This is a genomic window from Thiocystis violascens DSM 198, from assembly GCF_000227745.2.
Taxonomy (GTDB): domain Bacteria; phylum Pseudomonadota; class Gammaproteobacteria; order Chromatiales; family Chromatiaceae; genus Chromatium; species Chromatium violascens.
The window spans coordinates 2607685-2629950 of record NC_018012.1 but is presented as its reverse complement, the minus strand read 5'-3'; the positions used below and the strand labels follow the sequence as shown (position 1 = coordinate 2629950).

Annotated in this window: 22 protein-coding genes; 10 read left to right on the top strand and 12 right to left on the bottom strand. The window is 62.8% G+C overall.

Going from position 1 to position 22266, the window contains the following annotated elements; all coding sequences use genetic code 11:
• The 10 genes from bchL to THIVI_RS11605 all read left to right on the top strand — a co-directional run bounded on the left by bchL (nucleotide 1) and on the right by THIVI_RS11605 (nucleotide 10209).
• Nucleotides 1–903 carry a ferredoxin:protochlorophyllide reductase (ATP-dependent) iron-sulfur ATP-binding protein gene (gene bchL, locus THIVI_RS11650; RefSeq protein WP_052315016.1) on the top strand — a complete coding sequence of 301 codons (903 nt, stop codon included), beginning with the start codon at nucleotides 1–3 and terminating at the stop codon, nucleotides 901–903.
• On the top strand, nucleotides 903–1604 hold the full coding sequence (gene bchM / locus THIVI_RS11645; protein WP_014778796.1) for a magnesium protoporphyrin IX methyltransferase: 702 nt from the start codon (nucleotides 903–905) through the stop codon (nucleotides 1602–1604). Before bchL ends, bchM begins: the two co-directional genes overlap by 1 nt.
• Before the next feature lie 134 nt (nucleotides 1605–1738).
• Complete coding sequence (gene puhA, locus THIVI_RS11640; protein WP_014778795.1) at nucleotides 1739–2521, top strand: photosynthetic reaction center subunit H; 783 nt, start codon at nucleotides 1739–1741, stop codon at nucleotides 2519–2521.
• Nucleotides 2518–3183 (top strand): photosynthetic complex putative assembly protein PuhB, encoded by a 666-nt coding sequence (gene puhB, locus THIVI_RS11635; RefSeq protein WP_014778794.1) that lies wholly within the window; start codon nucleotides 2518–2520, stop codon nucleotides 3181–3183. Before puhA ends, puhB begins: the two co-directional genes overlap by 4 nt.
• Nucleotides 3184–3207: 24 nt before the next feature.
• Entirely contained in the window at nucleotides 3208–3657 is a 450-nt protein-coding gene (puhC, locus tag THIVI_RS11630; RefSeq protein ID WP_245537257.1) for a photosynthetic complex assembly protein PuhC, read from the top strand.
• 137 nt (nucleotides 3658–3794) lie between these two features.
• Complete coding sequence (puhE, locus tag THIVI_RS11625) at nucleotides 3795–4715, top strand: putative photosynthetic complex assembly protein PuhE (RefSeq protein ID WP_014778792.1); 921 nt, start codon at nucleotides 3795–3797, stop codon at nucleotides 4713–4715.
• 377 nt (nucleotides 4716–5092) lie between these two features.
• The gene (bchE, locus tag THIVI_RS11620; RefSeq protein WP_014778791.1) at nucleotides 5093–6766 is read left to right on the top strand and encodes a magnesium-protoporphyrin IX monomethyl ester anaerobic oxidative cyclase; all 1674 of its coding nucleotides are present in this window, start codon (nucleotides 5093–5095) and stop codon (nucleotides 6764–6766) included.
• Between the two features lie 13 nt (nucleotides 6767–6779).
• A complete protein-coding gene (hemN, locus tag THIVI_RS11615) occupies nucleotides 6780–8141 on the top strand; it encodes an oxygen-independent coproporphyrinogen III oxidase (protein WP_014778790.1) in 1362 nt (453 codons plus the stop codon).
• Nucleotides 8138–8734, top strand: coding sequence for a bacteriochlorophyll 4-vinyl reductase (gene bchJ, locus THIVI_RS11610; RefSeq protein WP_041447541.1), 597 nt, complete (start codon nucleotides 8138–8140; stop codon nucleotides 8732–8734). The genes hemN and bchJ overlap by 4 nt, the downstream gene beginning before the upstream one ends.
• A gap of 89 nt (nucleotides 8735–8823) precedes the next feature.
• Nucleotides 8824–10209 carry an AMP-binding protein gene (locus tag THIVI_RS11605; protein ID WP_014778788.1) on the top strand — a complete coding sequence of 462 codons (1386 nt, stop codon included), beginning with the start codon at nucleotides 8824–8826 and terminating at the stop codon, nucleotides 10207–10209.
• Between the two features lie 178 nt (nucleotides 10210–10387).
• On the opposite strand, the gene THIVI_RS11600 is transcribed toward THIVI_RS11605, so the two are convergent.
• From THIVI_RS11600 to lysA, 12 genes are all read right to left on the bottom strand, one after another.
• A complete protein-coding gene (locus tag THIVI_RS11600; RefSeq protein ID WP_014778787.1) occupies nucleotides 10388–11200 on the bottom strand; it encodes a DUF4412 domain-containing protein in 813 nt (270 codons plus the stop codon).
• Nucleotides 11201–11235: 35 nt separating this feature from the next.
• Entirely contained in the window at nucleotides 11236–12588 is a 1353-nt protein-coding gene (locus tag THIVI_RS11595; protein WP_041447540.1) for a phenylacetate--CoA ligase family protein, read from the bottom strand.
• A gap of 106 nt (nucleotides 12589–12694) precedes the next feature.
• Nucleotides 12695–13135: an ACT domain-containing protein gene (locus tag THIVI_RS11590; RefSeq protein WP_014778785.1), complete on the bottom strand. Its 441-nt coding sequence runs from the start codon at nucleotides 13133–13135 to the stop codon at nucleotides 12695–12697.
• A gap of 96 nt (nucleotides 13136–13231) precedes the next feature.
• Nucleotides 13232–14572 (bottom strand): phenylacetate--CoA ligase family protein, encoded by a 1341-nt coding sequence (locus THIVI_RS11585; RefSeq protein WP_014778784.1) that lies wholly within the window; start codon nucleotides 14570–14572, stop codon nucleotides 13232–13234.
• Between the two features lie 78 nt (nucleotides 14573–14650).
• Nucleotides 14651–15565, bottom strand: coding sequence for a hypothetical protein (locus tag THIVI_RS11580; RefSeq protein ID WP_014778783.1), 915 nt, complete (start codon nucleotides 15563–15565; stop codon nucleotides 14651–14653).
• A 10-nt stretch (nucleotides 15566–15575) separates the two neighbouring features.
• Nucleotides 15576–16067, bottom strand: coding sequence for a 2-oxoacid:acceptor oxidoreductase family protein (locus THIVI_RS11575; protein WP_014778782.1), 492 nt, complete (start codon nucleotides 16065–16067; stop codon nucleotides 15576–15578).
• Nucleotides 16064–17695: a thiamine pyrophosphate-dependent enzyme gene (locus THIVI_RS11570; RefSeq protein WP_014778781.1), complete on the bottom strand. Its 1632-nt coding sequence runs from the start codon at nucleotides 17693–17695 to the stop codon at nucleotides 16064–16066. The genes THIVI_RS11575 and THIVI_RS11570 overlap by 4 nt, the downstream gene beginning before the upstream one ends.
• A gap of 110 nt (nucleotides 17696–17805) precedes the next feature.
• Nucleotides 17806–18711 carry a tyrosine recombinase XerC gene (gene xerC / locus THIVI_RS11565; protein WP_014778780.1) on the bottom strand — a complete coding sequence of 302 codons (906 nt, stop codon included), beginning with the start codon at nucleotides 18709–18711 and terminating at the stop codon, nucleotides 17806–17808.
• A 42-nt stretch (nucleotides 18712–18753) separates the two neighbouring features.
• The gene (locus THIVI_RS11560) at nucleotides 18754–19452 is read right to left on the bottom strand and encodes a DUF484 family protein (RefSeq protein WP_014778779.1); all 699 of its coding nucleotides are present in this window, start codon (nucleotides 19450–19452) and stop codon (nucleotides 18754–18756) included.
• Nucleotides 19453–19462: 10 nt separating this feature from the next.
• Nucleotides 19463–20293, bottom strand: a complete 831-nt coding sequence (gene dapF / locus THIVI_RS11555; protein WP_014778778.1) for a diaminopimelate epimerase — start codon at nucleotides 20291–20293, stop codon at nucleotides 19463–19465.
• Nucleotides 20290–21009, bottom strand: a complete 720-nt coding sequence (locus THIVI_RS11550) for a class I SAM-dependent methyltransferase (RefSeq protein WP_014778777.1) — start codon at nucleotides 21007–21009, stop codon at nucleotides 20290–20292. The genes dapF and THIVI_RS11550 overlap by 4 nt, the downstream gene beginning before the upstream one ends.
• Complete coding sequence (gene lysA / locus THIVI_RS11545; RefSeq protein WP_014778776.1) at nucleotides 21006–22253, bottom strand: diaminopimelate decarboxylase; 1248 nt, start codon at nucleotides 22251–22253, stop codon at nucleotides 21006–21008. The genes THIVI_RS11550 and lysA overlap by 4 nt, the downstream gene beginning before the upstream one ends.
• Nucleotides 22254–22266: the final 13 nt, after the last annotated feature.

Sequence of the window (22266 nt, the reverse complement as noted above, 5' to 3'; positions counted from 1 at the left end):
ATGCAGGAATTTCCCAGCGGCATGTTTGGCCTGCCAAAGAACCCCGATGGCGAGGGCAGCGTACAGGTGCAACTCGATCCCGATCTGCGCATCGATACCGCCAAGGTTTTTGCCGTCTATGGCAAGGGCGGCATCGGCAAGAGCACGACCTCGTCGAATCTGTCCGTGGCTTTCTCGAAGCTTGGCAAGCGCGTGCTTCAGATCGGCTGCGATCCCAAGCATGACTCGACCTTCACCCTGACCAAGTGTCTGGTGCCGACCGTCATCGACATTCTGGAGTCGGTGGATTTTCATGCCGAGGAGCTGCGACCCAGCGATTATGTCTACGAAGGCTACAACGGCGTTATGTGCGTCGAGGCTGGCGGCCCGCCCGCGGGCACCGGCTGCGGCGGCTATGTCGTGGGTCAGACCGTCAAGCTGCTCAAGCAGCATCATCTGCTCGAAGATACCGATGTCGTGGTCTTTGACGTGCTTGGCGACGTGGTGTGCGGCGGTTTCGCGGCTCCGTTACAACATGCCGAGCGCGCGCTGATCGTCACCGCCAACGACTTCGACTCGATCTTCGCCATGAACCGCATCGCGGCGGCCATCGTGGCCAAGTCGAAACATTATGGGGTGCGGATCGGGGGCGTCATCGCCAATCGTAGCGTCAATACCGACGAAATCGATCGCTTCAACGACGCTGTAGGGCTCAAGCGGCTGGCGCATCTGCCGGATCTGGACATCATCCGACGCTCGCGCCTGAAGAAATCCACCCTGTTCGAGATGGAGCCGGGTCCGGGGCTGGAGGAGGCCAAACAGCAATATCTTCAGCTTGCGGAAAAATTATGGGAAGGCGTCGAGCCCTTGACGGCGCAACCGATGCGCGATCGCGAGATCTTTGATTTTCTGGGGTTTGATTGATGGTCAAGGCTTCCTATCAAGAACGGCAGGCCAAGATCAAAACCTATTTTGATCGCACGGCCGCCGATGCCTGGTCGAAACTGACCTCGGACGCCAAGGTCAGCCGCATCCGCGCCACGGTGCGTGCCGGTCGCGACGACATGCGCAACACGCTGCTCGACTGGTTGCCCGCCGATTTGACCGGCAAACGCCTGCTCGATGCCGGCTGCGGTACTGGCATGCTGGCGGTCGAGGCGGCGCGCCGTGGCGCGGAGGTGGTCGCGATCGACGTGGCGCCGACCCTGATCGAGATTGCCCGCGAGCGCACGCCGACCGATCTAGGCGCGGGATCCGTGACCTTTCAGGCGGGCGACATGCTCGATCCGGCACACGGTCGCTTCGATCATGTGGTCGCCATGGACTCACTGATCCATTATCGCCCCGCCGACGCGGTGAAGGTTCTGGCGGGACTTGCCGAGCGTACCAGTGGCTCGATGATCTTCACGTTCGCCCCGCGGACGCTGCCGCTGACGATCATGCTCGCGGTCGGGCGGCTGTTTCCGCGCAGTGATCGGTCGCCGGCGATCGAGCCGGTCAGCGAGGGCGCCCTGCGCAAACTCCTGGCTGCGGAGCCGCTGCTGAGTTGCTGGAAGCCCCAGCGCACGCGGCGTATTGTGCTCGGGTTTTATATGTCTCAGGCATTGGAGTTGGTCCGTGTATGAGACTCTTTTTTTTCGTCATGTTGGTCGTTTTTGGTTCTTTCCGGGTTTGCTGAAACCCGGAGCCAAGGGCGCTCAACGCGCTTCGGCCTAGCCTTCTTCAAAGGCTAGTCATTCGTCCTACGGAGGTTTACATCATGTCTGCTGCCATCACTGAATATATCGACGTTGCTCAACTCGCGATCTGGGCGTTCTGGTTTTTCTTTGCCGGGCTCGTCTATTATCTTCACGCCGAGGACAAGCGTGAGGGTTATCCGCTGGAGTCCAGCCGGACCGAGCGTTCGGGCGGACGGGTCAAGATCGTCGGTTTTCCCGGCATGCCGAGCCCCAAGAAGTTCGTGCTCCCGCATAATGCCGGCACCGTCTATGCGCCGCGCCAGGAGGCTCCGGCCGCGAAGCTCAATGCCACTCCATCCGCTCCCTTCCAGGGCGCGCCGCTGGATCCCATCGGCGACCCGATGCTGGCTGGCGTGGGACCAGGCGCCTCGCCAGACCGTCAAAAACACTTGGATCTGACCCACGAAGGTCAACCCAAGATCGTGCCGCTGCGTGTCGCGAAGGATTTCTCGATCGCCGAACGCGATCCGGATCCGCGCGGCATGACGGTCGTTGGCCTGGACGGAGAGGTTGCCGGCACCGTGACCGATGTCTGGGTGGATCGTTCCGAGCCGCAGATTCGCTACCTCGAAATGAAGGTCGCGCAGGGCGGCAAGCAGGCGATGCTGCCAATCAACTTCTGCAAATTCGACAAGAAGGCCCGTAAGATCAAGGTGCTGGCGCTACGTGCGGTGCATTTTGCAAATGTTCCGGCGCTGTCCAAGCCAGATCAGATCACACTCTACGAAGAAGACAAAGTGTGTGCCTATTATGGCGGCGGCAAGCTCTACGCAACACCGGAACGTGCTGAGCCCTTGCTGTGAAGGAATACGACTTCGAGCCCATTCGCGGCTTGCCCGAGCGTCTGCCTCCCGGTGAGGAGATGCTTTGGCAGGGCGCTCCGCGCTGGACGGCTCTGGCGCGGAGTGCCTTTCATGTCCGAACGGTCGCGATCTATTTCGCGGTGCTCGCGGTCTGGCGTATCGCTGTGGACTGGTCCGCGGACTCGTCCGCGGCGAGCGCGCTGATGGGCGTGTCGTGGATTCTAGTGTTGGGATTGATTGCCGTGGGCGCGCTGGCGTTGCTCGGCTGGGCCATGAGCCGCGCGACCGTCTATACCATTACGAACCAGCGTGTCGTGATGCGGATTGGGGTCGCCATCCAGATGATCATGAATCTTCCCTTCAAGCAGATTCGGACTGCCGATCTGAAACGCTATCGGGATGGGACAGGGGATATTCCGCTGCTTCTTGCCGAGACCGCGCATCCTTCCTATATCATTTTCTGGCCCCATGTTCGTCCATGGCACTTCTCTCCGCCTCAACCCATGCTCCGGTCTGTTCCGGACGCGGACAAGGTGGCGGCAATTCTGGCGGATGCGCTAAGGGCCTACTCGGAGCAGTCCGCCGAACTGGCCGGACGCGAGACGGAAGACACGGATCTGTCGGTCGATCATCTGGCGTCTCCAGGCGAAACCCTATCCTGACGAGGTCTGACATTGAGTGACGCATTGAATAACCGCCCTTTTCCGAAGGGTGTGCTGATCGCCATGGCTGCTTTGTTGGGTTTTATCATCCTGATGATTAGCGTCGCGCGTCTGACGGGTACGAAAATGGATCTGGCGCCGGTGACACCAGAGGTGCTCGCGCGCGAGATCAAATTTCTGGATCTTGCCGACGGAGCGGTCGCGGTCTACGACGTCGAGACCGGCGCCCTGATCCAAACCCTGCCGCCTGGAGAGGGCGGTTTCATTCGTGGCGTCTTGAGAAGTATGGAGCGTCAACGCAAAGGCTATCAGGCCGATCTCTCGGAGCCCTTTCATCTAGCGAGGCGAGAAAGCGGCGATCTAACCCTGAAGGATCCGATTACCGGGATCCAACTCGAACTCAAAGCCTATGGCGCCACCAATGAGGCCGCGTTCGAGCAACTCCTGCCGGCGCCTCCTGCCGCGCCCCAATGAATTCCCATTGACTCGACGCAGGCGGAACCACGCTCACGCGCGCAAACCCGAGACGGCGACATTTGACGCTGACGATTTATTCAACATCGGCTCGCGCGTGTTCGGGTCCGAAGCGGTACCAGAATTGGGTCTAATCCATGTCTGACTTCGGTTTTCCGATCCTCTATGCGCTTGGGTTGTGGTGGTTCAGCACCGGTGTCGTGCTGTATCTCGACAATCTGCCTGGACGGACCTTTCGCTGGACCATGCTGGGCGGGGCGGCGGTTCTGGCGATCGCGATCTTCGGTCTGTTCGCGAGCAGCATCTCCACCAGTACCGCGATGAATTACCTCGCCTTCACCTGTGGACTGGTGATCTGGGGCGTACTCGAAATGAGTTATTTCACCGGCTACGCGACCGGGCCGCGCAAGACCCCCTGCCCGGAAGGCTGCACGCAGTGGAAACGCTTCAGACTGGCCATCATGACCAGTCTGTATCATGAATTGGCCATCATGACGACGGGCTTGCTGCTGATCGCGATTTCCTGGGGCGAGCCGAATCAGGTTGGTACCTGGACCTTTGTCGTGCTCTGGTTGATGCGTTGGAGCGCGAAATTGAATCTGTTCCTGGGCGTTCCAAACCTCAATGAGAGCTGGCTCCCCGAGCACCTTCGCTATCTGAAGACCTATATGGCGAAGCGCGGGATGAACCTGCTCTTTCCGGTCTCCGTGACGTTGCCGACGATTCTGGTCGTTTTGATCGTGCTCAGGGTGTCCGCCCCCGATGCGGACGGTTCCGCCGCTGTCGGATTGACTCTGGTGGCGACCCTGCTGGCGCTGGCGATTCTGGAGCACTGGCTACTCGTGTTGCCGCTGCCCGACGAGGCGCTCTGGGCCTGGGCGTTGCCGCCGCGCGAGACACCCGACGCGAGGGATTCGGAACGTCCGCCCAGCGATCCCGGCGAGAACGAGGTGTGCGCTACCCTCTCGCACTGCTCCACGACAAGGACCAAGACGCCGTCGCCGCAAACGCGCCAGTGGAGCAAACGCAGCCGTATTGGGATAGCGACCGGAGCGTGAAGGGTATTCGGCGGCGCCTTTCCAGTCTCGACGCTCGTAAACCGAACCTTGGCACTATCCTTCAGGCCCATTTCCGGGTCATGATAAGCGCTGTTAACTGCCGAATTCTCGGCCACCTTGACCTTAATCATATAAGCTCGCTCGGGAATCGGCTACCGTCTTGCCTGGATTTGCGGCAGCCGTCTCTCGGCCAACTCATGAGTGACCCGTGGAGCATGATCGCCCTCGAAGCATCGCCGGGCGTGTCCCGGCCTGTACCCCAGCGGCCCCGGACCTGACAAGACGAGTCCGTGCCGGCCCTTGGATCGGCCTGCAGTTCATGGCCGACAATGCCGAATCGCGCCGCATCCCGTTTGACCCGTTCCTGAGGTATAGCCATGCGTATATTGATGATCCAGCCCAACTATCACTGCGGTGGCGCGGAGATTGCCGGTAACTGGCCCCCTGGCTGGGTAGCCTACATCGGCGGTGCATTGAAGCATGCGGGTATGACCAATGTTCGCTTCGTCGACGCCATGACCGACGATATCCCCGACGACAAGCTGCGCGAGATCATCCGTGCCAATAAACCCGATGTCGTCCTGGCCACCGCCATCACGCCCCAGATCTACAAGGCTCAAACCACGCTTCAGCTTGCCAAGGAGGTGAATCCGGACACCATCACCGTGCTCGGCGGCATCCATGCGACCTTCATGTATACGCAGGTGCTTGGCGAGGCGCCCTGGATCGACTATATCGTCCGCGGCGAGGGCGAGGAGATCGCGGTTGCGCTGCTGAAGGCGATCGAAGACGGCACGCACCGCGAGGCGCGTCACAAGATCTGGGGGATCTCCTTCATCGATGACGAAGGACAGGTGGTCGCCACGCCCGCGCATCCGGTGATCGAGGATCTCGACACCCTGACGCCGGACTGGTCCCTGCTGAACTGGGACCGCTATATCTATACCCCGTTGAATTGCCGCGTGGCCGTCCCGAACTTCGCGCGCGGCTGTCCTTTTACCTGCCGCTTCTGTTCGCAGTGGAAATTCTGGCGCAAATACCGTCATCGCGATCCCAGGAAATTCGTCGACGAAATCGAAACCCTGGTGCGTGACTACAATGTCGGCTTCATGATCCTCGCCGACGAGGAGCCCACCATTTTCCAGAAAAAGTTCATCGCCCTGTGCGACGAACTGATCAAGCGCGACCTGCCGCTCTATTGGGGGATCAATACCCGCGTGACCGACATCATGCGCGATCGCGAACTGCTCCCCTTCTATCGCAAGGCCGGACTCGTCCACGTCTCGCTGGGGACCGAGGCCGTCTCCCAGTTGAATCTGGACACCTTCCGCAAGCAGACGACGGTCGCCCAGAATAAACTCGCCGTGAAGCTGCTCAAGGACGCGGGCATCGTCGCGGAGGTGCAGTTCATCATGGGGCTCGAAAACGAGACCCCGGAGACCATCGAAGAGACCTACAAACTGGCCCAGGACTGGAAAGCGGACATGGCCAACTGGAACATGTTCACGCCTTGGCCCTTCGCGGAACTGTTCGAGGAACTTGGCGACAAGGTAGAGGTTCGCGATTTCTCGAAGTATAATTTCGTGACGCCGATCATGAAGCCCGAGTTCATGACGCGCGAGCAGGTGCTGAAGGGCGTGCTGAAAAATTACGCCCGTTTTTACATGCTCAAGAGCTTCCTCAGCTACCCTTGGATCAAGGATAAATTTAAGCGGCGCTACATGCTGGGCTGTCTCAAGGCGTTCGCGAAGACAACGGCGTCGAAGAAATTCTATGATCTTGGGCGACTCAAGATGAACGGGATGTCCGCCGAGGTCGATCTCGGATTCGATGCCTCCAAGGTCTTGACAATGGATGAAATCGCGCAATTGAAGCGGGATCGCCCGGATCTGGCGGCGGACATGAACTCTAGGGGCACTCCGGTCAGGCTTGCCGTCTGCGCCGCGCCCGACGATCTGCGGGTCGACGAGTCTGAACTGAGCGGTGTCGATTCGGTCCCTGTCCGCGGGACCGTGACCATGCCGAAGATGACAGCGGCACAACCTGACTAAGCGGGTTTCGACCATGGCGCCTCCCCTACCTTCCAGTCTTCCGCTTGAACTCCTTGAGCGGTATGGCCATTCGCCACTTGGGTGCACATTGTCGGCGTCGGATCTCGTCGGAGACAACGCCTTCAGCGATGCGCAGTATCGGGAAGTGCTGACCGACCTCCGGCAACGGCCGGAGGAACAGCTTGCCGTCTATGCGCATGTCCCCTTCTGTCATGTGCGATGTCTCTATTGCGCCTGCGATACCACGGTCACGCATAGCCTGGAGAAGGTTGATCGCTATCTCGACGCGCTCGAGTGCGAGATGGCCATGGCGACCGATCTTATCGGTCGCGGTCGAAAAATCAGTCAATTGCATGTGGGCGGGGGCACGCCAAATCATCTCAATGAGCCTCAATTGGCCCGTTTGATGGAGATCGTTGAGCGTCACTTCACGATTGCCCCCAATGCCTGCACCTCCATCGAGTGCAATCCTCGGCGATCCTCGGCCGGTCAATTGGAACTGCTCTACGGGCTGGGGTTTCGCCGGATCAGCTTCGGCGTGCAAGACCTCAACGCCGACGTGCAGCGCGCGATCGGTCGGGTGCAGTCGCTCAGCATGGTGCGGGATGTCTTCCAGACCGCGCGCGAAACCGGATTTCAGAGTATCAACCTCGATCTGGTCTACGGCCTGCCCTTTCAAACCCCGGCGGGTTTTCGGTCGACCCTGGATCAGATTCTCGATCTGAGCCCGGATCGAGTCGCCTGCTTCAGCTATTCGCATAACCCCTCCGCGCGGCCGCATCAGCACGCGATCAACGCCGACCATCTTCCCAGTTCCGCAGAAAAACTGGCCCTTTTTCATGAAGCCGTCCACGCCTTCACCGATGCGGGCTATCGCTGGGTCGGTCTGGATGTCTTTGTGCGCGAAACCGACGAACTGGCCGACGCCCAAACCGAGGGCCGTCTGCACCGCAATGCGATCGGCTACACCACGATGCCGGCGAAACAGGTTCTGGCCTTCGGGCCAAGCGCCATTGGCGAGATTGGCGGCGCGCTGGTGCAAAACGAGTCGGATCTCAAGAGCTGGCACAACCATCTTGATCTTCGGCAGTTTCCGGTGGCCTGGGGGCACCGCTTGAACGACGCCGAACGGCGGCGGCGGGAGGCGGTGCTTTATCTCATGTGCAATCTGCAACTGCCCGCCAGTACGGCGGTGGATCTGAAGCAGGACTATGATCGTCTCTGCGACAAAGCCGGATATGGTCTCGTCGAGGTGTCCTCGGACGGGATTCGAGTCACTCCGGAGGGCCGCTATCTGCTGCGCGGTCTGTGCGCCGAGCAGGATGCCTTTCTGGATTGGGGGAGTTGTCAGTGGCGTTTCAGGTTGCCGACGTGAACGAAACAGTGCATCGGGGACGCATCGGTCCCAACGCCATCATTCGCATTGCCGAGTCATTGGAAGCCTCTCAGGGTCGGCAGGCCGTGACGGATCTCTTTCATCTGGCCGGACTCGACCGCTATCTTCAGGCCATGCCGACCGAGATGGTCGACGAACAGGAAGTGGTCGCCCTGCAGGGCGCGCTGCGCGTCCAACTTGGGATTCCCGCCGCGCGTTCGGTCTCCCGGGATGCCGGGCTGCGTACCGGCGATTATCTGCTGGCCAACCGCATTCCCCGGCCCGCCCAGCGGCTGCTCTCCATCCTGCCGCCCAGCCTGGCCTGCCGAACCCTCATCAAGGCGATTCGCGGTAATTCCTGGACCTTTGTCGGAACCGGTGTCTTCGATGCCGACCCGTCCTATCCGCCCAAGCTCCTGATCGCCAATTCGCCGATGTGCCGTGGCGCCACGGCCGCCGAGCCACTCTGCGACTTTTATGCCGGAACCTTCGAGCGGCTGTTTCGCCGTTTAGTCCAGCGCGAATCCGTCGTCACTGAAATCGCCTGTGAAGCCAATGGCGCGCCGCGTTGCGTCTTCGAGGTCCGCTGGTAGCCGAGTGTCCTCGGACTGGCTGGGCTGGTGGCGGGCAATCCAAACCGTGTCCACCTTCATCTGAATATCAGCACGGATTGTCGCCTCGCATGATCGCCGTTCCTGACTTCACGGATGCGCCCTGGCGTTCCAGGCCTGGGATCGCGTTCCTCCGGGGTGCCGACGTCTGGGACAATCACGAACGCTCCCTGCGTCTGGCGCGTCGCGTCGACACGCTGCGGGCCCAAGGCTTGGGCGCGAATCAAGCGGTGCTGGCGCCCGACTCGCCGGGTCTGGATCTGCTCCTGATGCAACTCGCGCTTGCCCGCATCGGGGCCGCGCTCTTTCCCTATCGGACCGGAACCGCCGAGACCGAATGGCGGACACTCGCCGGCATGACTGGGGCCGAGTGGCGCTGGCATCCGGACTCGGAGCGACTGTTTCCGACCGGTTGCGGCACGGCTAGAACGGGCGATGCGGCTGATGCCATCGCGCTCCTGATCAAGACTAGCGGGAGCAGCGGATCGCCCAAGGTCGCGATGCTGACCGCCGACAATCTTCTCGCCTCGGCGCTGGCGGTCAACGCGCGACTGGGTCTGGCGCCGGGCGATCTCTGGCTGACCTGTTTGCGCCTGAGTCATGTCGGCGGCATCTCCATCGGCTATCGCTGCGCGCTGGCTGGCGCGACCCTGTTGCTGCATGAGGGATTCGCGGCACCAGCGGTGATGGCCGATCTACGCGCGCGCCCCGTCACCCATCTCTCGCTGGTCCCGCCGATGCTGGCGCGTCTGCTGGATCTCGACCCGACCCCGCCGCCCCATCTGCGCGTACTTCTGGTGGGAGGCCAGGCGACCAGTCGTTCCCTGGTCCAGCGCGCGCTGGACGCGGGCTGGCCGATCCATCTCACCTATGGCATGACCGAGACCGCGACCCAGATCGCCACGACCGAGCGTTTGACCGGTACGGCGCCGGAGTCCGGGCTGGTGGGCAGGTTGCTGCCTGGGATTCAGGTCGCGGCGCCCGGTTGCGCGTCGCGACCCGCGCGTCTACGGATTTACGGGGCCATGGTGATGGCCGGCTATGCGAACCCGAGCCGCGATCCGGGGCAGGGTCTGGAGGATGGGTGGTTCGAGACCGCCGATCTCGCCTGCCTGGCCGACGATGGTCAATTGAAGGTGCTGGGCCGCGCGGACGATCTTCGGGTGATCGGCGGCAACAATGTCTCGCTGGCCCGCGTCGAAGCGGTGCTGCACGAGGCGGCGGGGATCAGGGAAGTCGTCGTCGTGGGTCTGGATGACGATATCTGGGGGCATCGGTTGGTCGCGCTCTATCGCGGCGAGATCGACGAATCCAGTCTTGAAAACTGGTGCGTTCGACGGTTATCCGGTCCCGAACGCCCTCGGGAGTTTCGTCGGCTGGCGCGGCTGCCGCTGCTTCCCTCGGGCAAATACGATCGGCTGCAACTTGAATCTATCGCGTGCCAGGGACTTATCTAACAAAGAGCTGTCAGCTTCCAGCCTCCAGCGGTCAGCTTTTTTGAGTCAGACATTTGGCCATCGCGCCTCGCTTGTCAGGTCTCACCCATCAGGGGAAGGCATCTATCAGCGAAAACTTCGATAAAACAACGGCTGGCGGCTGGCGGCTGGCGGCTGGCGGCTAACTGCTTTTTCAGGATTAAGGATGCGCGGCGGGTCCGGGCATTGCCGCGCCCATTCCCTTGCCCATCTCCCGCTCGGTATAGCCTTCGGGAATGTCGAACAGAGAGGCCGGCATGGCCTCCTTGCGGATGACCTTGACCTCACTTTCGGATTCCATCGACGAACCCATCATCTGCATCTTGGTCTTGGTCAGGATGGGATAGCCCTTGATCTTCGCCATCTCGGCCTGTTGGGCGGCGCCCTCGGGCGAGTTCGCCAGCAGTCCGTCCGGGCCCGACAGGCTCATCATCTCGGTGAAACGGTTCACGTCGAAATCGACCTCCTCGGTCGCCCAGACCTCTTGCTCGATTCCCATCATGCCGGTCTTGGAAACCAGATATTTCCGACAGTTCCAATCGCCAATTTTCTGGCTTTCTCCGGTGTCCTGAACCGTGATTTTGGTTTCCGCGACCATGGCGCGCATCTGCTCCATGCCCGGCTGGGACATGCCTTCCTTCACGCTGGCGATATTGATTGTGTAATACTGCTTGGCGGCATGATTGATGAAGGTCATGGTGCCGGTCGCCGGATCCAGAATCATGTCGGTCCCTTCGGCCTCTGAACTGGCCACTTTCATCTTGTCGTGGGCCAGGTAGGTCTTGCTTAATTCCTCCTGGGGCGCCTCGCCCATCAGTCCGGTGCTGCGATTGAGCGTCTCAAGATAGATACCCTCGTCGCTGGCAAGGACAGCGGACAGGTTCAGGAGTGAGGCGAGCAGGACCGCTAGGGTCAACCGCATGCCTCGAATGAGCGAATGCGCGTTCGCAGCGCCAGAAAAGCGGGTGGTCATGGTGATTCCTCGTGAGTGTGGTGAAGAGTGACGAGTCAGGATTCCCGCTCGTTCAGGCCGCGCGTATCGAGAACCCGCCGGGCCTTGCCGACGAAGCGTTCGATACTGCGCGGTTCGACCAGATCGACATGGGCGCGGATGCCGGCGACGGTTTGAATCTCGCGGCTGATGCGCTCGCACACGGCTTGCATGCGATCCATGCGGTCGGAGAAGATTTCCGGATGGATTTCGACCTTGACGCGAACCTCGTCCAGCGTACCCGGACGGCTGACCTCGATCAAATAATGGGGCGTCGTTCCCTCCACCCGCAGTAGGGCTTCCTCGATCTGCGATGGGAAAACGTTGACGCCGCGGATGATCAGCATGTCGTCGGTGCGTCCGGCGACCCGGCTCATGCGGGTGGTGGTGCGTCCACAGGGACAGGGTTCGCGGTACAGTCGTGCGATGTCGCGCGTTCGGTAGCGGATCATCGGCATTGCCTCGCGGGTCAGGGTGGTGATGACCAACTCGCCGGGTTCGCCCTCGGGGACCGGTTCCAGGGTCTCCGGATCCAGGCATTCGACGAGAAAGTGATCTTCCTGGAGATGCATCCCGGTGCGCGCCACGCATTCGCCGCTCACCCCAGGCCCGATGACCTCCGACAGTCCGTAATTGTTGAAGGCGGCGATGTCGAGCTGATCCTCGATCTCGCGACGCATGTCCTCGGTCCAGGGCTCGCCGCCGAAGTGTCCGAAACGGATCGGCAGGGCGCGCGGGTCCATGCCGAGTTCGCGCGCCGCGTCGGCGATGGTCAGGGCGTAACTCGGGGTGCAGATCAGCACCTCCGGGTCCAGGTCGCGCATGATCTCGATTTGACGCCGGGTGTTGCCGGCCGCCGCCGGGATCACGGTCGCGCCGACCCGTTCGATCCCATAGTGCAACCCGAAGCCGCCGGTGAAGAGCCCGTAGCCGAAGGCGACCTGAGTCGTGTGTTCGGGCCGCAGTCCGCCGGCCACCAGAAACCGCGCGCACAGTTCGGACCAGATGCGCAGATCCCCGGCGGTGTAGGCGACGAAGGTCGGCTTGCCGGTGGTGCCGGACGAACCGTGAATACGCGCCAGATCCCGACGCGGCACGGCGAGAAAGCCGAGCGGATGCTGACGGCGCATGTCGTCCTTGGTCGTGAAGGGCAACCGCCGAAGGTCGGCCAGCGAACGGATGCTGTGCGGTCCGATCTCGCGGTGGGCGAACAGATCGCGGTAGAAGGGCACGCGGGCGACCCGACCCACCAACGCGCGCAGGCGTTCGAGTTGCAGCGCCTCGCGTTCGGCGCGCGGCAGGGTTTCCGCCGTCGGGTTCCAGATGGGGTATTCGTTCGACCAGTCGGGGCTAGGGTTGGGTACGGGCATGATCCAGGGTCGTGATTCGTGTTTCATGGAAACCGCGTCCGCTCCGACGGCGGCAGACAGCCGCCCGTCGGGCGCTTGCAATGACGCGCTTCATTCGGTGCGCGGTTTAGGCGGCGGCGAAGCTCATCAACTCATCGCCATCGACGACATGCAGCCCCTGGTCGAGCAGCACCTGAATGGCCCGGTCCGGATCCTCGAAACGGAAGATGAGGATGGCCTTATCGCCACGTCGCAGCGAGTAGGCGTACATATACTCGATATTGAGTCCAGCCCCATCGAGGATTTTGAGCACCGCCGCCAGTCCGCCGGGCCGGTCCAGGACATCGACCGCTACCACCTCGGTCAGATTCACCACCCAGCCCGCCTGTTCCAGAACGCGCTTGGCCTTATCCCATTCGCGCACGATCAGACGCAGGATGCCGAACTGCGCGGTATCGGCCAGCGAGAGCGTCAGGATGTTGATTCCCTCGGCGGCGATGGCCTCCAGCGGTGCATCGAGCCGACCGGGACGATTTTCGAGGAAGAGCGAGAGTTGCTGGAGTTTCATGGTCTTGAGTTCCCGTTAAAGCACGTTGATCGCCGATTCGGCGAGGACGACAAGATGGTCTCGCTCGACTTTGCTTGGATTCATGACGCCCCGCGATCAGACGGTATCGTTCCGCCGATCGATCACCCGCTTCGCCTTCCCCTCGCTGCGGGCGATACTGCGCGGCTCCACCAATCGCAATTCGACGCGGATGCCAAGGATATGCTCAATGGCCTGGGCCAGACGGGTGCGCACGTTTTCCAGCGCGCCGATCCGGTCGCTGAAGACCTCGGGCGTGACCTCGACCTCGACCGCCATGCGGTCTAGCCCCTGATCGCGGGTGAGGATGATCTGATAGTGCGGCAGCGTCCCCTCGACCGCGAGCAGGGCCGCTTCCACCTGCGACGGAAAGACGTTGACCCCGCGGATGATGAACATATCGTCCGAACGCCGACCGATGCGGCGCATGCGTCTCAGCGTGCGTCCGCAAGTACAAGGCTCAGTGATCAGCGAGGTGATGTCGCGGGTGCGATAGCGGATCATCGGCATTGCCTTCTTGCTCAGGGTGGTGAGCACCAGCTCGCCTTCCTGGCCGTCGGGCAGCGCCTCGCCGGTTTCGGGATCGATGATCTCGGGATAAAAATGATCCTCGAAGACATGCAGCCCCTCCTGCGCTGAACACTCGCTGGCGACGCCGGGACCGATGATCTCGGAGAGACCATAGATGTCATACGCCTTGATCCCGGCCTCGGTCTCGATGTGCCGGCGCATGCCGTCGGTCCAAGGCTCGGCGCCGAAGATGCCGACCCGCAGCGGCAGGTCATGCAGATCGACGCCCAGTTCGCGAGCGCGCTCGATCATGTGGGTGAAATAGCTTGGCGTGCAGCAGAGCGCCGAGACGCCAAAGTCGCGAATCAGCATGATCTGACGGTCGGTGTTGCCCCCGGAGATCGGGATCACGGTCGCGCCCAGCGCCTCGCCGCCATAGTGCGCGCCGAGTCCGCCGGTGAAGAGTCCGTAGCCGAAGGCGTTCTGCAGGATGTCCCCGCGATGCAGCCCGCAGGCGGCGAAGGTGCGCGCCATGACTTCGGCCCAGACGTCGATATCCTCACGCGTGTAGGCGACCACGATCGGTTTGCCGGTGGTGCCGGAGGAGGCATGCAGGCGGACCACGTCGCTCATGGGGCTGGCGAACAGCCCGAAAGGATAGGTGTCACGCAGATCGGTCTTGATCGTGAAGGGTAAATGTTGGATGTCCGCGAGGCTGTGAATCGCGTCCGGCGTCAGGCTGCGTTCCTCCATGCGCGTGCGGAACAGCGCGACATTCTTGTAGGCACGCGCCACGACCGCGCGCAGCCGGCGCAGTTGGACCTGTTTAAGCGCCGTCGCGGGCAGGAAATCCGGGGCGCTGGCGGGGTGGAAACCGCCTTCGGCGTCGTTCCAAAGCTCAGTCAGCATGCTGTCCTCATGATCGAGTTGTCAGTTTTCAGGCCGCCGATGGGCAGGGCGCTTGTGAATCATGGCCCAGTGTTGCGCTCAATGCAGGACGTCTTCCAGGGTGCGGGCGGTCAAAACCCGATCCGACCATTGCAGCAGCGTGTCGGGATCGGCAACCTCAATCGCCCTGAGGGTTTCTTCCGGGAGTTTCCCAAAGCGGCTGGCTAATAACCTGCGCAACAGGCGCGCTTCTCCTTGTTGGACGCCTTGTTGGATACCCTGTTGAACGCCCTGTTGAACGCCCTGTTGAACGCCTTGCTGGATGAATCTCTCCGCGAATCCGCTCATGGTGTCGGCCTCGTGCGCGTAGCGTTGTTGATAAATGACCTGTTCATTTTCATCGAGATGCGCATAGATGTCGATGAAATCGAGATATTTGATCTGACGCTCCAGGTCGGGTTCAAGCGTCAGCAGACCGCGCACGGCATGGGCGTAGACGTCAACCTTGTCGGCTGGCGCATAGGCCATATTCGGTAGATTCAACCGCGCGACCAGATTCGGACTCTCGTAATACTCGGACGCCGGAGTCTGGAACAGCGGGCAAGCCAGATACTGAAAGTTCAGATAGGTCTGGGCTTCGCCACCGAGCCGTAACTCCGTCGCGAAGGTGCCCGCATGCAGGAAAATGACGACCGGAACGATGCGGTCGGTGTTCAAGAGTTCGGCTAGATCCAGACAATAATGCGCCAGTCGGTGGATGGAGAAACGGCGCGGTTCAGTCTCTTCCTCCAGCACGAACAGGAGCGCCGCGCGCCGCCCGTCCGGCCACTCCGCCAGCAGGGGCACGTCAAGTTCGCGAAACCGCTCGCCGAGTCGTTCCTTCAACTGTTCCTGACGGATGGGCAGGATGCGCACCGATTGATCCAACACGGCGGCTTCGCTGGCGGCAAAGAAGGCGATCGCCTCGCGCGGGTAGTCGAGGATCAGATTCTTGAAGTTCTGATCGTGGCTCATGCGGCCTGGGTCACTGTGCCGATGTCCGCGCCAGCGCCGCCGCGCGTCCGTGCGCGAATGACTGCTCGTTGAGCGTATGGAGCTTTTCGGCCAGATTGGCGTGCATGGCGGCCAGCCAGTGCTCTTGCGGAATCTCCAGCACCGTCGAGGCCGCGCCGAGCAGCGCGACATTGAGACTTTTCTTGTTCTTGAGCGCGGCGGGATCGAGCAGATCCGGACCGATCAGGACGCCGCCTGTGCGTAGCGTCGGGCGGTTGATCTCGATCTGCGTCTCTTCCAGCACGACCAGCACATCGGCCTCGCCCGGCGGCACCATGGGGCTGAGGACGGCATCGCCGTAGCGTACGTCGCTGCTCACCGACCCACCGCGCTGGCTCATGCCGTGCAGCTCGCTTTTCTTGACATCGAACCCGGCGCGAAAGGCCGCGTCGGCGAGGATATCCGACGCCTTGAGCACGCCCTGACCGCCGAGTCCGGCGATGACGATATTCTTCACGTTCATTGATCCACCACATCGGCCGGACAGGACGAGGCCGCCAACCGCTCGGTCGCGGCCTTCTCGTAGAAACGAATCTTGGGCGCGGCCAGCACGCAGGGCTGACGGGCGACGACCAGCGAGGTTTCGGATTTGGCCAACAGGTTGACGACCAGATCCCGCAGCGACGACTCCTTGTCCTGCGAATTGACGACATGGACATTCTGGACGCCCATCGCCTGGGCCAGTGCCTCGAAGCTGATCTTGCCGGTCGGCGAATGATCGAGCAGACGCCCGGTGCCCGGATGTTCCTGCTGGCCGGTCATGGCGGTGGTGCCATTGTCCAGGATCAACACCACGTGACCGGTGGCGGGCGGGTTATAGACCATCTCGGCGATGCCGGTGATGCCGGAATGGACAAAGGTCGAATCGCCGATCACGCTGACCACGCGCCGTGCCTGGGCCTCCGGCAGCACATGCCGCAACCCGAGCCCGACCCCGATGCTCGCGCCCATGCAGACACAGGTATCCATGGCCGAGAAGGGCGGTAGCACGCCCAGCGTATAGCAGCCGATGTCGCCGGCGACGATGCAGTCGAGATCCCGCAGCACCTGGAAGACGTCGCGATGCGCGCAGCCCTGACAGAGTTCCGGCGGCTTGCCCTTGGGCGGAACCGGCTCGGGGCTGGTATCGCCGGCCAGAATGCGGCGCACCCGCGCCACATTGAGTTCGCCGAAGCGGTACATCTCCGGCTTGCACTCGACCGGGATACCGGCCGCCCGCAGCGAGTCGGCCAGGATCGGATCGCCTTCCTCGATCGCCACCAAACGCTCCACGCCCATGGCGAAGGTACGGATGCGTCCGAGCGGGAGCGGGTAGGTCAGTCCAATGGTCAGTTGACTCGCCTTGGGCGCGGCCTCGCGCGCATGCACCGCCGCGATGCCGGTGGCGACGATACCGAGGTCGGCACGCCCCGTGTCGAGCCGGATCGGCCCCTCTGCGTCGTTCCAGGCGGCGATCTCGGCCAGCTTCTGGCGCAACCGCTGGTGCGCGGGCTTGGCATAGGCCGGGATCATGACCCGCGCCGGGATGTTGCGCACGAAGCTCGGTTCGGGGGTGTCGGATACGGCCGCGCGCGGATGCACCACGGTCTTGGCGTGACAGACGCGCGTGGTCAGGCGCAGGATCACCGGGATCTTCCAGCGTTCAGAGATGTCGAACGCCAGCCACGTGAAATCATAGGCTTGCTGCGAATCGACGGGTTCGAGCATGGGCAGCGCGGCGGCGCGCGCATAATGGCGGTTGTCCTGCTCGTTCTGGCTGGAGGCCAGGCCCGGATCGTCGGCGGAGATCACGATCAGACCGCCCTCGATATCCGTGTAGGCGGCGGTGAACAAGGGGTCGGCGGCCACGTTTAGCCCGACATGCTTCATGGTAACCAGGGTCCGCGCCCCGCCGAAGGCCGCGCCAAGCCCGACCTCCAGGGCGACCTTCTCGTTGGGCGACCATTGCGCGTGGCCGCCCAACAGATCGAAGGTTTCGAGAATCTCGGTGGACGGGGTGCCGGGATACCCCGTCCCCAATCGCACCCCCGCGTGCAGTGCCGCCAGCGCGACCGCCTCGTCGCCGCTCAATAATTGCCGTTCGCCAGTCATCGTCTTGGATTGCTCTCGCTTTCAGGATTTCGCGGGGCATTATCCGCCTCAGCGCTTCCTGGCGGCAACCGAAGTCGTTGCAACCGCGGCGGCGGCAATGCAAACCGCTTCTAAGGTTTTTTCTTCGCCCGCGGATGCGCCTGATCGTACACCTGGGCCAGATGCTGGAAGTCCAGATGCGTGTAGATCTGGGTGGTGCCGATATCGGCATGCCCGAGCAGTTCCTGCACGGCGCGCAGGTCGCCGGAGGATTCGAGCAGATGGGTGGCGAAGCTGTGGCGCAGCAAGTGTGGATGCAGACCGCGGTTGGCACCCTGCGTTTGTGCCCATTGGGCGAGACGAACCTGTACGGTGCGCGGATGGATGCGGGTACCGCGGCTACTGACGAAGAGTGCGGACTCGTCGGCGTTGGCGAGATTGGCGCGCACCCGCAGCCAGGATTGCACGGCTTCGCGCGCCTTGGCGCCGACCGGAACGCGGCGCGTCCTGGCGCCCTTGCCGAGGACCGAGAGTTCGCTCTCGCTCATATCGATGTCGCCCAGATTCACCCCGACCAGCTCCGCCAGACGCAGGCCCGAGGAATAGAAAAGCTCGATCATCGCGGTGTCGCGGATCGTCAATACATCGTCGTCGGCATGATCCAGGAGGCTGCACAACTGGTCCGCGTCGAGCGTGACCGGCAGCTTGCGCGGAGTTTTGGGTGCGCGCACGCCGACGGCGGGGTTGGCGTCCGCGCGGCCCTCGCGCAGCAGCCAGCGGTAGAGACTGCGCAAGCTGGAAAGTTCGCGCTGCAGGGTCTTGCCGGAGGCGCCGTTGCGGTGGCGCCAGGCAATGTATTGACGCACCCTCTGTGCGTCGAGCCGGTCGATCGCTCCGGTCTCGGTGTCGGTCAGCCAGGCGGCGAGACGTTCCAGGTCGTGGCGATAATTGGTCAGGGTATGGTCGGCCAAGCGACGCTCATGGGCGAGATGGGCGATAAAAGGTCCGATCGGATCTGGAGATGTCTCGGCGTTCATCGATGGCGATTCGTACGTCAATGGACTCGATACGAACGGACGTTAAAAATGGCTGCACGGCGCGAGCGGAACCGCTTTCAGCTTATGGCTGACGATTTCGCCAAGCTGGTCGAGCAGGTCGGTGCCCATCTCGGGGCGAAAGCGTTCCGGATCCGCGCTGCCGATGGCGAGGACACCGGATTGGCCATCGGCGAGGATCGGTATCAGGGCCGCGGTCCGCATGGCGACGCCCATTTCGCCGAACAGGATGACGCCTTTCTCTTCGTTCAAGGGGCCGCAGAGTGCGTGTTCGCGCTCCACGAAATCACGGAAAGCCGCGGTCAGCGGATCCAGTTGGTCGTTTTCCGCCGGCGCTAGAGGGAAGAGCTTGAGGCTGACCGCCTCGGCGTGGAACTCCCGGCGCAGACCGTCCTTGAGGAGGTGACACAGGTGCTCTGGATCGTTGACCGACAGCAGTTGCAGCACCAGACCATGCAGACGGGCGGACAGCGTTTCATATTCCCGCGCGCGGGAGATTAGGTGGCTGAGACGGTTGCGCTCGGTCTCAAGCTGTTTGCGCAGGATCCGCACCTGCTGCTCGATCAACGAGATGGTGCCGCCGGTGTGGTGCGGAACCCGCAGGGCAAGCAGTAAATCCGGGTTGTGCTCGAAGAAGGTTGGATGATTGAGCAGATAGTTCGTCACTCGCGTGTTGAGTTCGGGATCCTCGGGTGTGGCCGGTTCGGCTTGCTGACTGTTCACGACTGTGCCCTCATGGATCGATTTCCCCCTGGAACACGGTTTCGGCCGGACCCGTCATCCAGACCGTCTGGGATAAACCGCGCCACTCTATCATAAGATCCCCGCCCGGCAGACTGACCCGCGCGCGGGTGTCGAGCAGGCCGCGCAAGCGTCCGCTGACGACCGCCGCGCAGGCCCCGGTGCCGCAGGCGAGGGTCTCGCCGGCGCCGCGTTCATGGACGCGCAGGCGGATGTGCGCCGGGGTCAGGATCTGCATGAAACCGACATTGACCCGGCGGGGAAAGCGCGGGTGCGACTCGATGAGTGGACCCAGACGGGCGACCGGTGCGGTCTCGACATCCTCGACCAGCAGCACGGCATGCGGATTGCCCATGGAGGCCGCGCCGATGGTCAGCGTCTCGCCAGCGACCTCCAGGTCGTAGGTTGGGCTTGAGGTGTCGGCCTGAAAGGGGATGCGCTCGGGCGTCAATTCGGGCGGTCCCATGTCGACCCGGACCTGTCCGTCCGGTGCCAGATAGAGCCGGATCGCGCCGGCGGCGGTCCCGACCGGGATCTCGTCGCGGTCGCTCAAACCCTGATCGCGGACGAAACGCGCGAAACAGCGGGCGCCGTTGCCGCACTGTTCGACCTCGGAGCCGTCGGCGTTGAAGATGCGGTAGTGGAAGTCGGTGCCGGCCAGACGCGGCGGCTCCACCAGCAGGATCTGATCGCAGCCGATGCCGAAGCGCCGGTCGGCGAGGCGGCGAATGGTCGCGGGGTCGAGATCGACGCGTTGACGAATGGCGTCGAAGACGACGAAGTCGTTGCCGAGTCCATGCATCTTGGTGAAGCGCAAACTCATGCTTCGACTCCGCTCAGCACAGGTGCTTCGGCTCCGCTCGACGCCGGGCCGGGCAAACGTCCCGAAACGGCCAGATGGCGGTTGCTGACGACCGCAACCTCCAGCGCGGTCAGTCCGGCCTCGGCAAGCTGGGCGACGACCTCCTGGGGCTCGAAGGCGGCGAACAGCGAATTGCGGAAGTCGGTGCGCAGAATCTCCGGGGCGCCATCGGCATAGGTCGCTACCAACGCCTCGGCCCAACCGGCGGAGGCCGGGCGCATCAGGTCCATGACGAGCACCAGCGCGCCCGGCCGAGCGGCCTCCCGAATGCCGCGCCAGAGTACCTGCGGATCGTGCAGATGATGCAGCAGGCTGTTGGACAGGATCAGGTCGTAGTGGACGCTCGGAATCTGCGTGGAGGGGATGATGTCGCGGATCAACCGGCAACGCGGCGCGACGCCGGGGAGCCCGTCCAGCGCGGTTTGCGCAAGGTCGAGCATGGACTGGGCGCCGTCGAGCGCGTCGCAGGTCGCTTTCGGGTAGGCGCGCAAAAAGCGGATGCTGATGTCCGCCGGACCACAGCCGAGATCGAGCGCGCGCGCGCCATGCAGATCGCCGGGCCGCATCTGTTTCAGCAGTTCGATAAACAGCGTGTTGGATTCGGAGAAATCCGCCTCGGCATAGGCGAGCGCCTGCTCGACGCCATCCATTAACTCGGGTTCGAGACGGCGTTTCACGGCAGCACGGACTCCCCCGCGAAGAGGCTGGCGACGGTCTCGCGTTCCCGCACCAGCGTCGCCCGGTCGCCATCGACCATCACCTCGGCCACGCGCGGTCGGCTGTTGTAGTTGGAACTCATGGTGAAACCATAGGCGCCGCTGCCGCGCACGGCGAGCAGGTCGTCCTCGCGCAGGGCCAGGGTGCGTTCCTTGCCGAGAAAGTCCGCCGTCTCGCAGACCGGCCCGACCAGATCGTAACGGGCGGGGTCGGCGTCGGTCGCGCGCACGACCGGGACGATGTCCTGGTTGGCCTGATAGAGGGCGGGGCGCAGCAGGTCGTTCATGGCCGCGTCGAGAATCGCGAAATGGCGGTGCTCGCCGTGTTTGAGATATTCCACGCGGGTCAGGAGGATGCCGGCATTGCCGGCGATGGCGCGACCGGGCTCCAGGATGACCTCATAGGGGCGGCTGGCGAGCTGATAACTCAGGGCGGCGGCATAGGCTGCGGGTTCCGGCGGATGTTCCTCGCGATAGCGGATGCCCAATCCGCCGCCCAGATCCAGATGTTCGAGGATGATGCCGGACTGCGCCAGACGGTCGGCCAGGGCGATGACCCGGCCCAGCGCGTCGATGAAGGGCGCCAGATCGGTCAGTTGCGAGCCGATGTGACAGTCGATGCCAACGATCCGCAGGTTGGGCAGGGCGGCGGCGCGGAGATAGACAGCCTCGGCGGACTGGATGTCGATGCCGAATTTGTTGTCCTTGAGCCCGGTGGCGATGTAGGGATGGGTCCGGGCGTCCACGTCCGGATTGACCCGCAGCGAGACCGGTGCCTTGCAACCGAGTTCGCCCGCGAGGCGATCGAGCCGGAGCAACTCGGATTCCGATTCGACATTGAAGCAGCGGATACCGACCTCGAGCGCGCGGCGGATCTCGTCCGCGCGTTTGCCGACACCGGAGAAAATCACCTTGCCGGGATCGCCGCCCGCCGCCAGCACCCGTTCGAGTTCGCCGACCGAGACGATATCGAACCCCGAGCCCAAGCGGGCCAGGACATTGAGTACCGCCAGATTGGAATTGGCCTTGACCGCGAAGCAGATCAGATGCGGATGCTCGCGAAAGGCGCGGTCGAAGGCGCGCCAATGGCGTTCGAGCGTGGCCCGCGAATAGACGTAACAGGGCGTGCCGAAACGCTCGGCGATGGTGGTGAGCGGTATGTCCTCGGCATGAAGGACACCGTCGCGTTCGTTGAAATGATCCATTCGGAGTCGCTGC

Bases quoted from the DNA above. Each gene is read 5' to 3' on its own strand.
- bchL (WP_052315016.1), top strand. From the start codon at position 1: ATGCAGGAATTTCCCAGCGGCATGTTTGGCCTGCCAAAGAACCCCGAT.
- bchM (WP_014778796.1), top strand. From the start codon at position 903: ATGGTCAAGGCTTCCTATCAAGAACGGCAGGCCAAGATCAAAACCTAT.
- puhA (WP_014778795.1), top strand. From the start codon at position 1,739: ATGTCTGCTGCCATCACTGAATATATCGACGTTGCTCAACTCGCGATC.
- puhE (WP_014778792.1), top strand. From the start codon at position 3,795: ATGTCTGACTTCGGTTTTCCGATCCTCTATGCGCTTGGGTTGTGGTGG.
- bchE (WP_014778791.1), top strand. From the start codon at position 5,093: ATGCGTATATTGATGATCCAGCCCAACTATCACTGCGGTGGCGCGGAG.
- hemN (WP_014778790.1), top strand. From the start codon at position 6,780: ATGGCGCCTCCCCTACCTTCCAGTCTTCCGCTTGAACTCCTTGAGCGG.
- THIVI_RS11605 (WP_014778788.1), top strand. From the start codon at position 8,824: ATGATCGCCGTTCCTGACTTCACGGATGCGCCCTGGCGTTCCAGGCCT.
- THIVI_RS11600 (WP_014778787.1), bottom strand. From the start codon at position 11,200: ATGACCACCCGCTTTTCTGGCGCTGCGAACGCGCATTCGCTCATTCGA.
- THIVI_RS11595 (WP_041447540.1), bottom strand. From the start codon at position 12,588: ATGCCCGTACCCAACCCTAGCCCCGACTGGTCGAACGAATACCCCATC.
- THIVI_RS11590 (WP_014778785.1), bottom strand. From the start codon at position 13,135: ATGAAACTCCAGCAACTCTCGCTCTTCCTCGAAAATCGTCCCGGTCGG.
- THIVI_RS11585 (WP_014778784.1), bottom strand. From the start codon at position 14,572: ATGCTGACTGAGCTTTGGAACGACGCCGAAGGCGGTTTCCACCCCGCC.
- THIVI_RS11580 (WP_014778783.1), bottom strand. From the start codon at position 15,565: ATGAGCCACGATCAGAACTTCAAGAATCTGATCCTCGACTACCCGCGC.
- THIVI_RS11575 (WP_014778782.1), bottom strand. From the start codon at position 16,067: ATGAACGTGAAGAATATCGTCATCGCCGGACTCGGCGGTCAGGGCGTG.
- THIVI_RS11570 (WP_014778781.1), bottom strand. From the start codon at position 17,695: ATGACTGGCGAACGGCAATTATTGAGCGGCGACGAGGCGGTCGCGCTG.
- xerC (WP_014778780.1), bottom strand. From the start codon at position 18,711: ATGAACGCCGAGACATCTCCAGATCCGATCGGACCTTTTATCGCCCAT.
- dapF (WP_014778778.1), bottom strand. From the start codon at position 20,293: ATGAGTTTGCGCTTCACCAAGATGCATGGACTCGGCAACGACTTCGTC.
- lysA (WP_014778776.1), bottom strand. From the start codon at position 22,253: ATGGATCATTTCAACGAACGCGACGGTGTCCTTCATGCCGAGGACATA.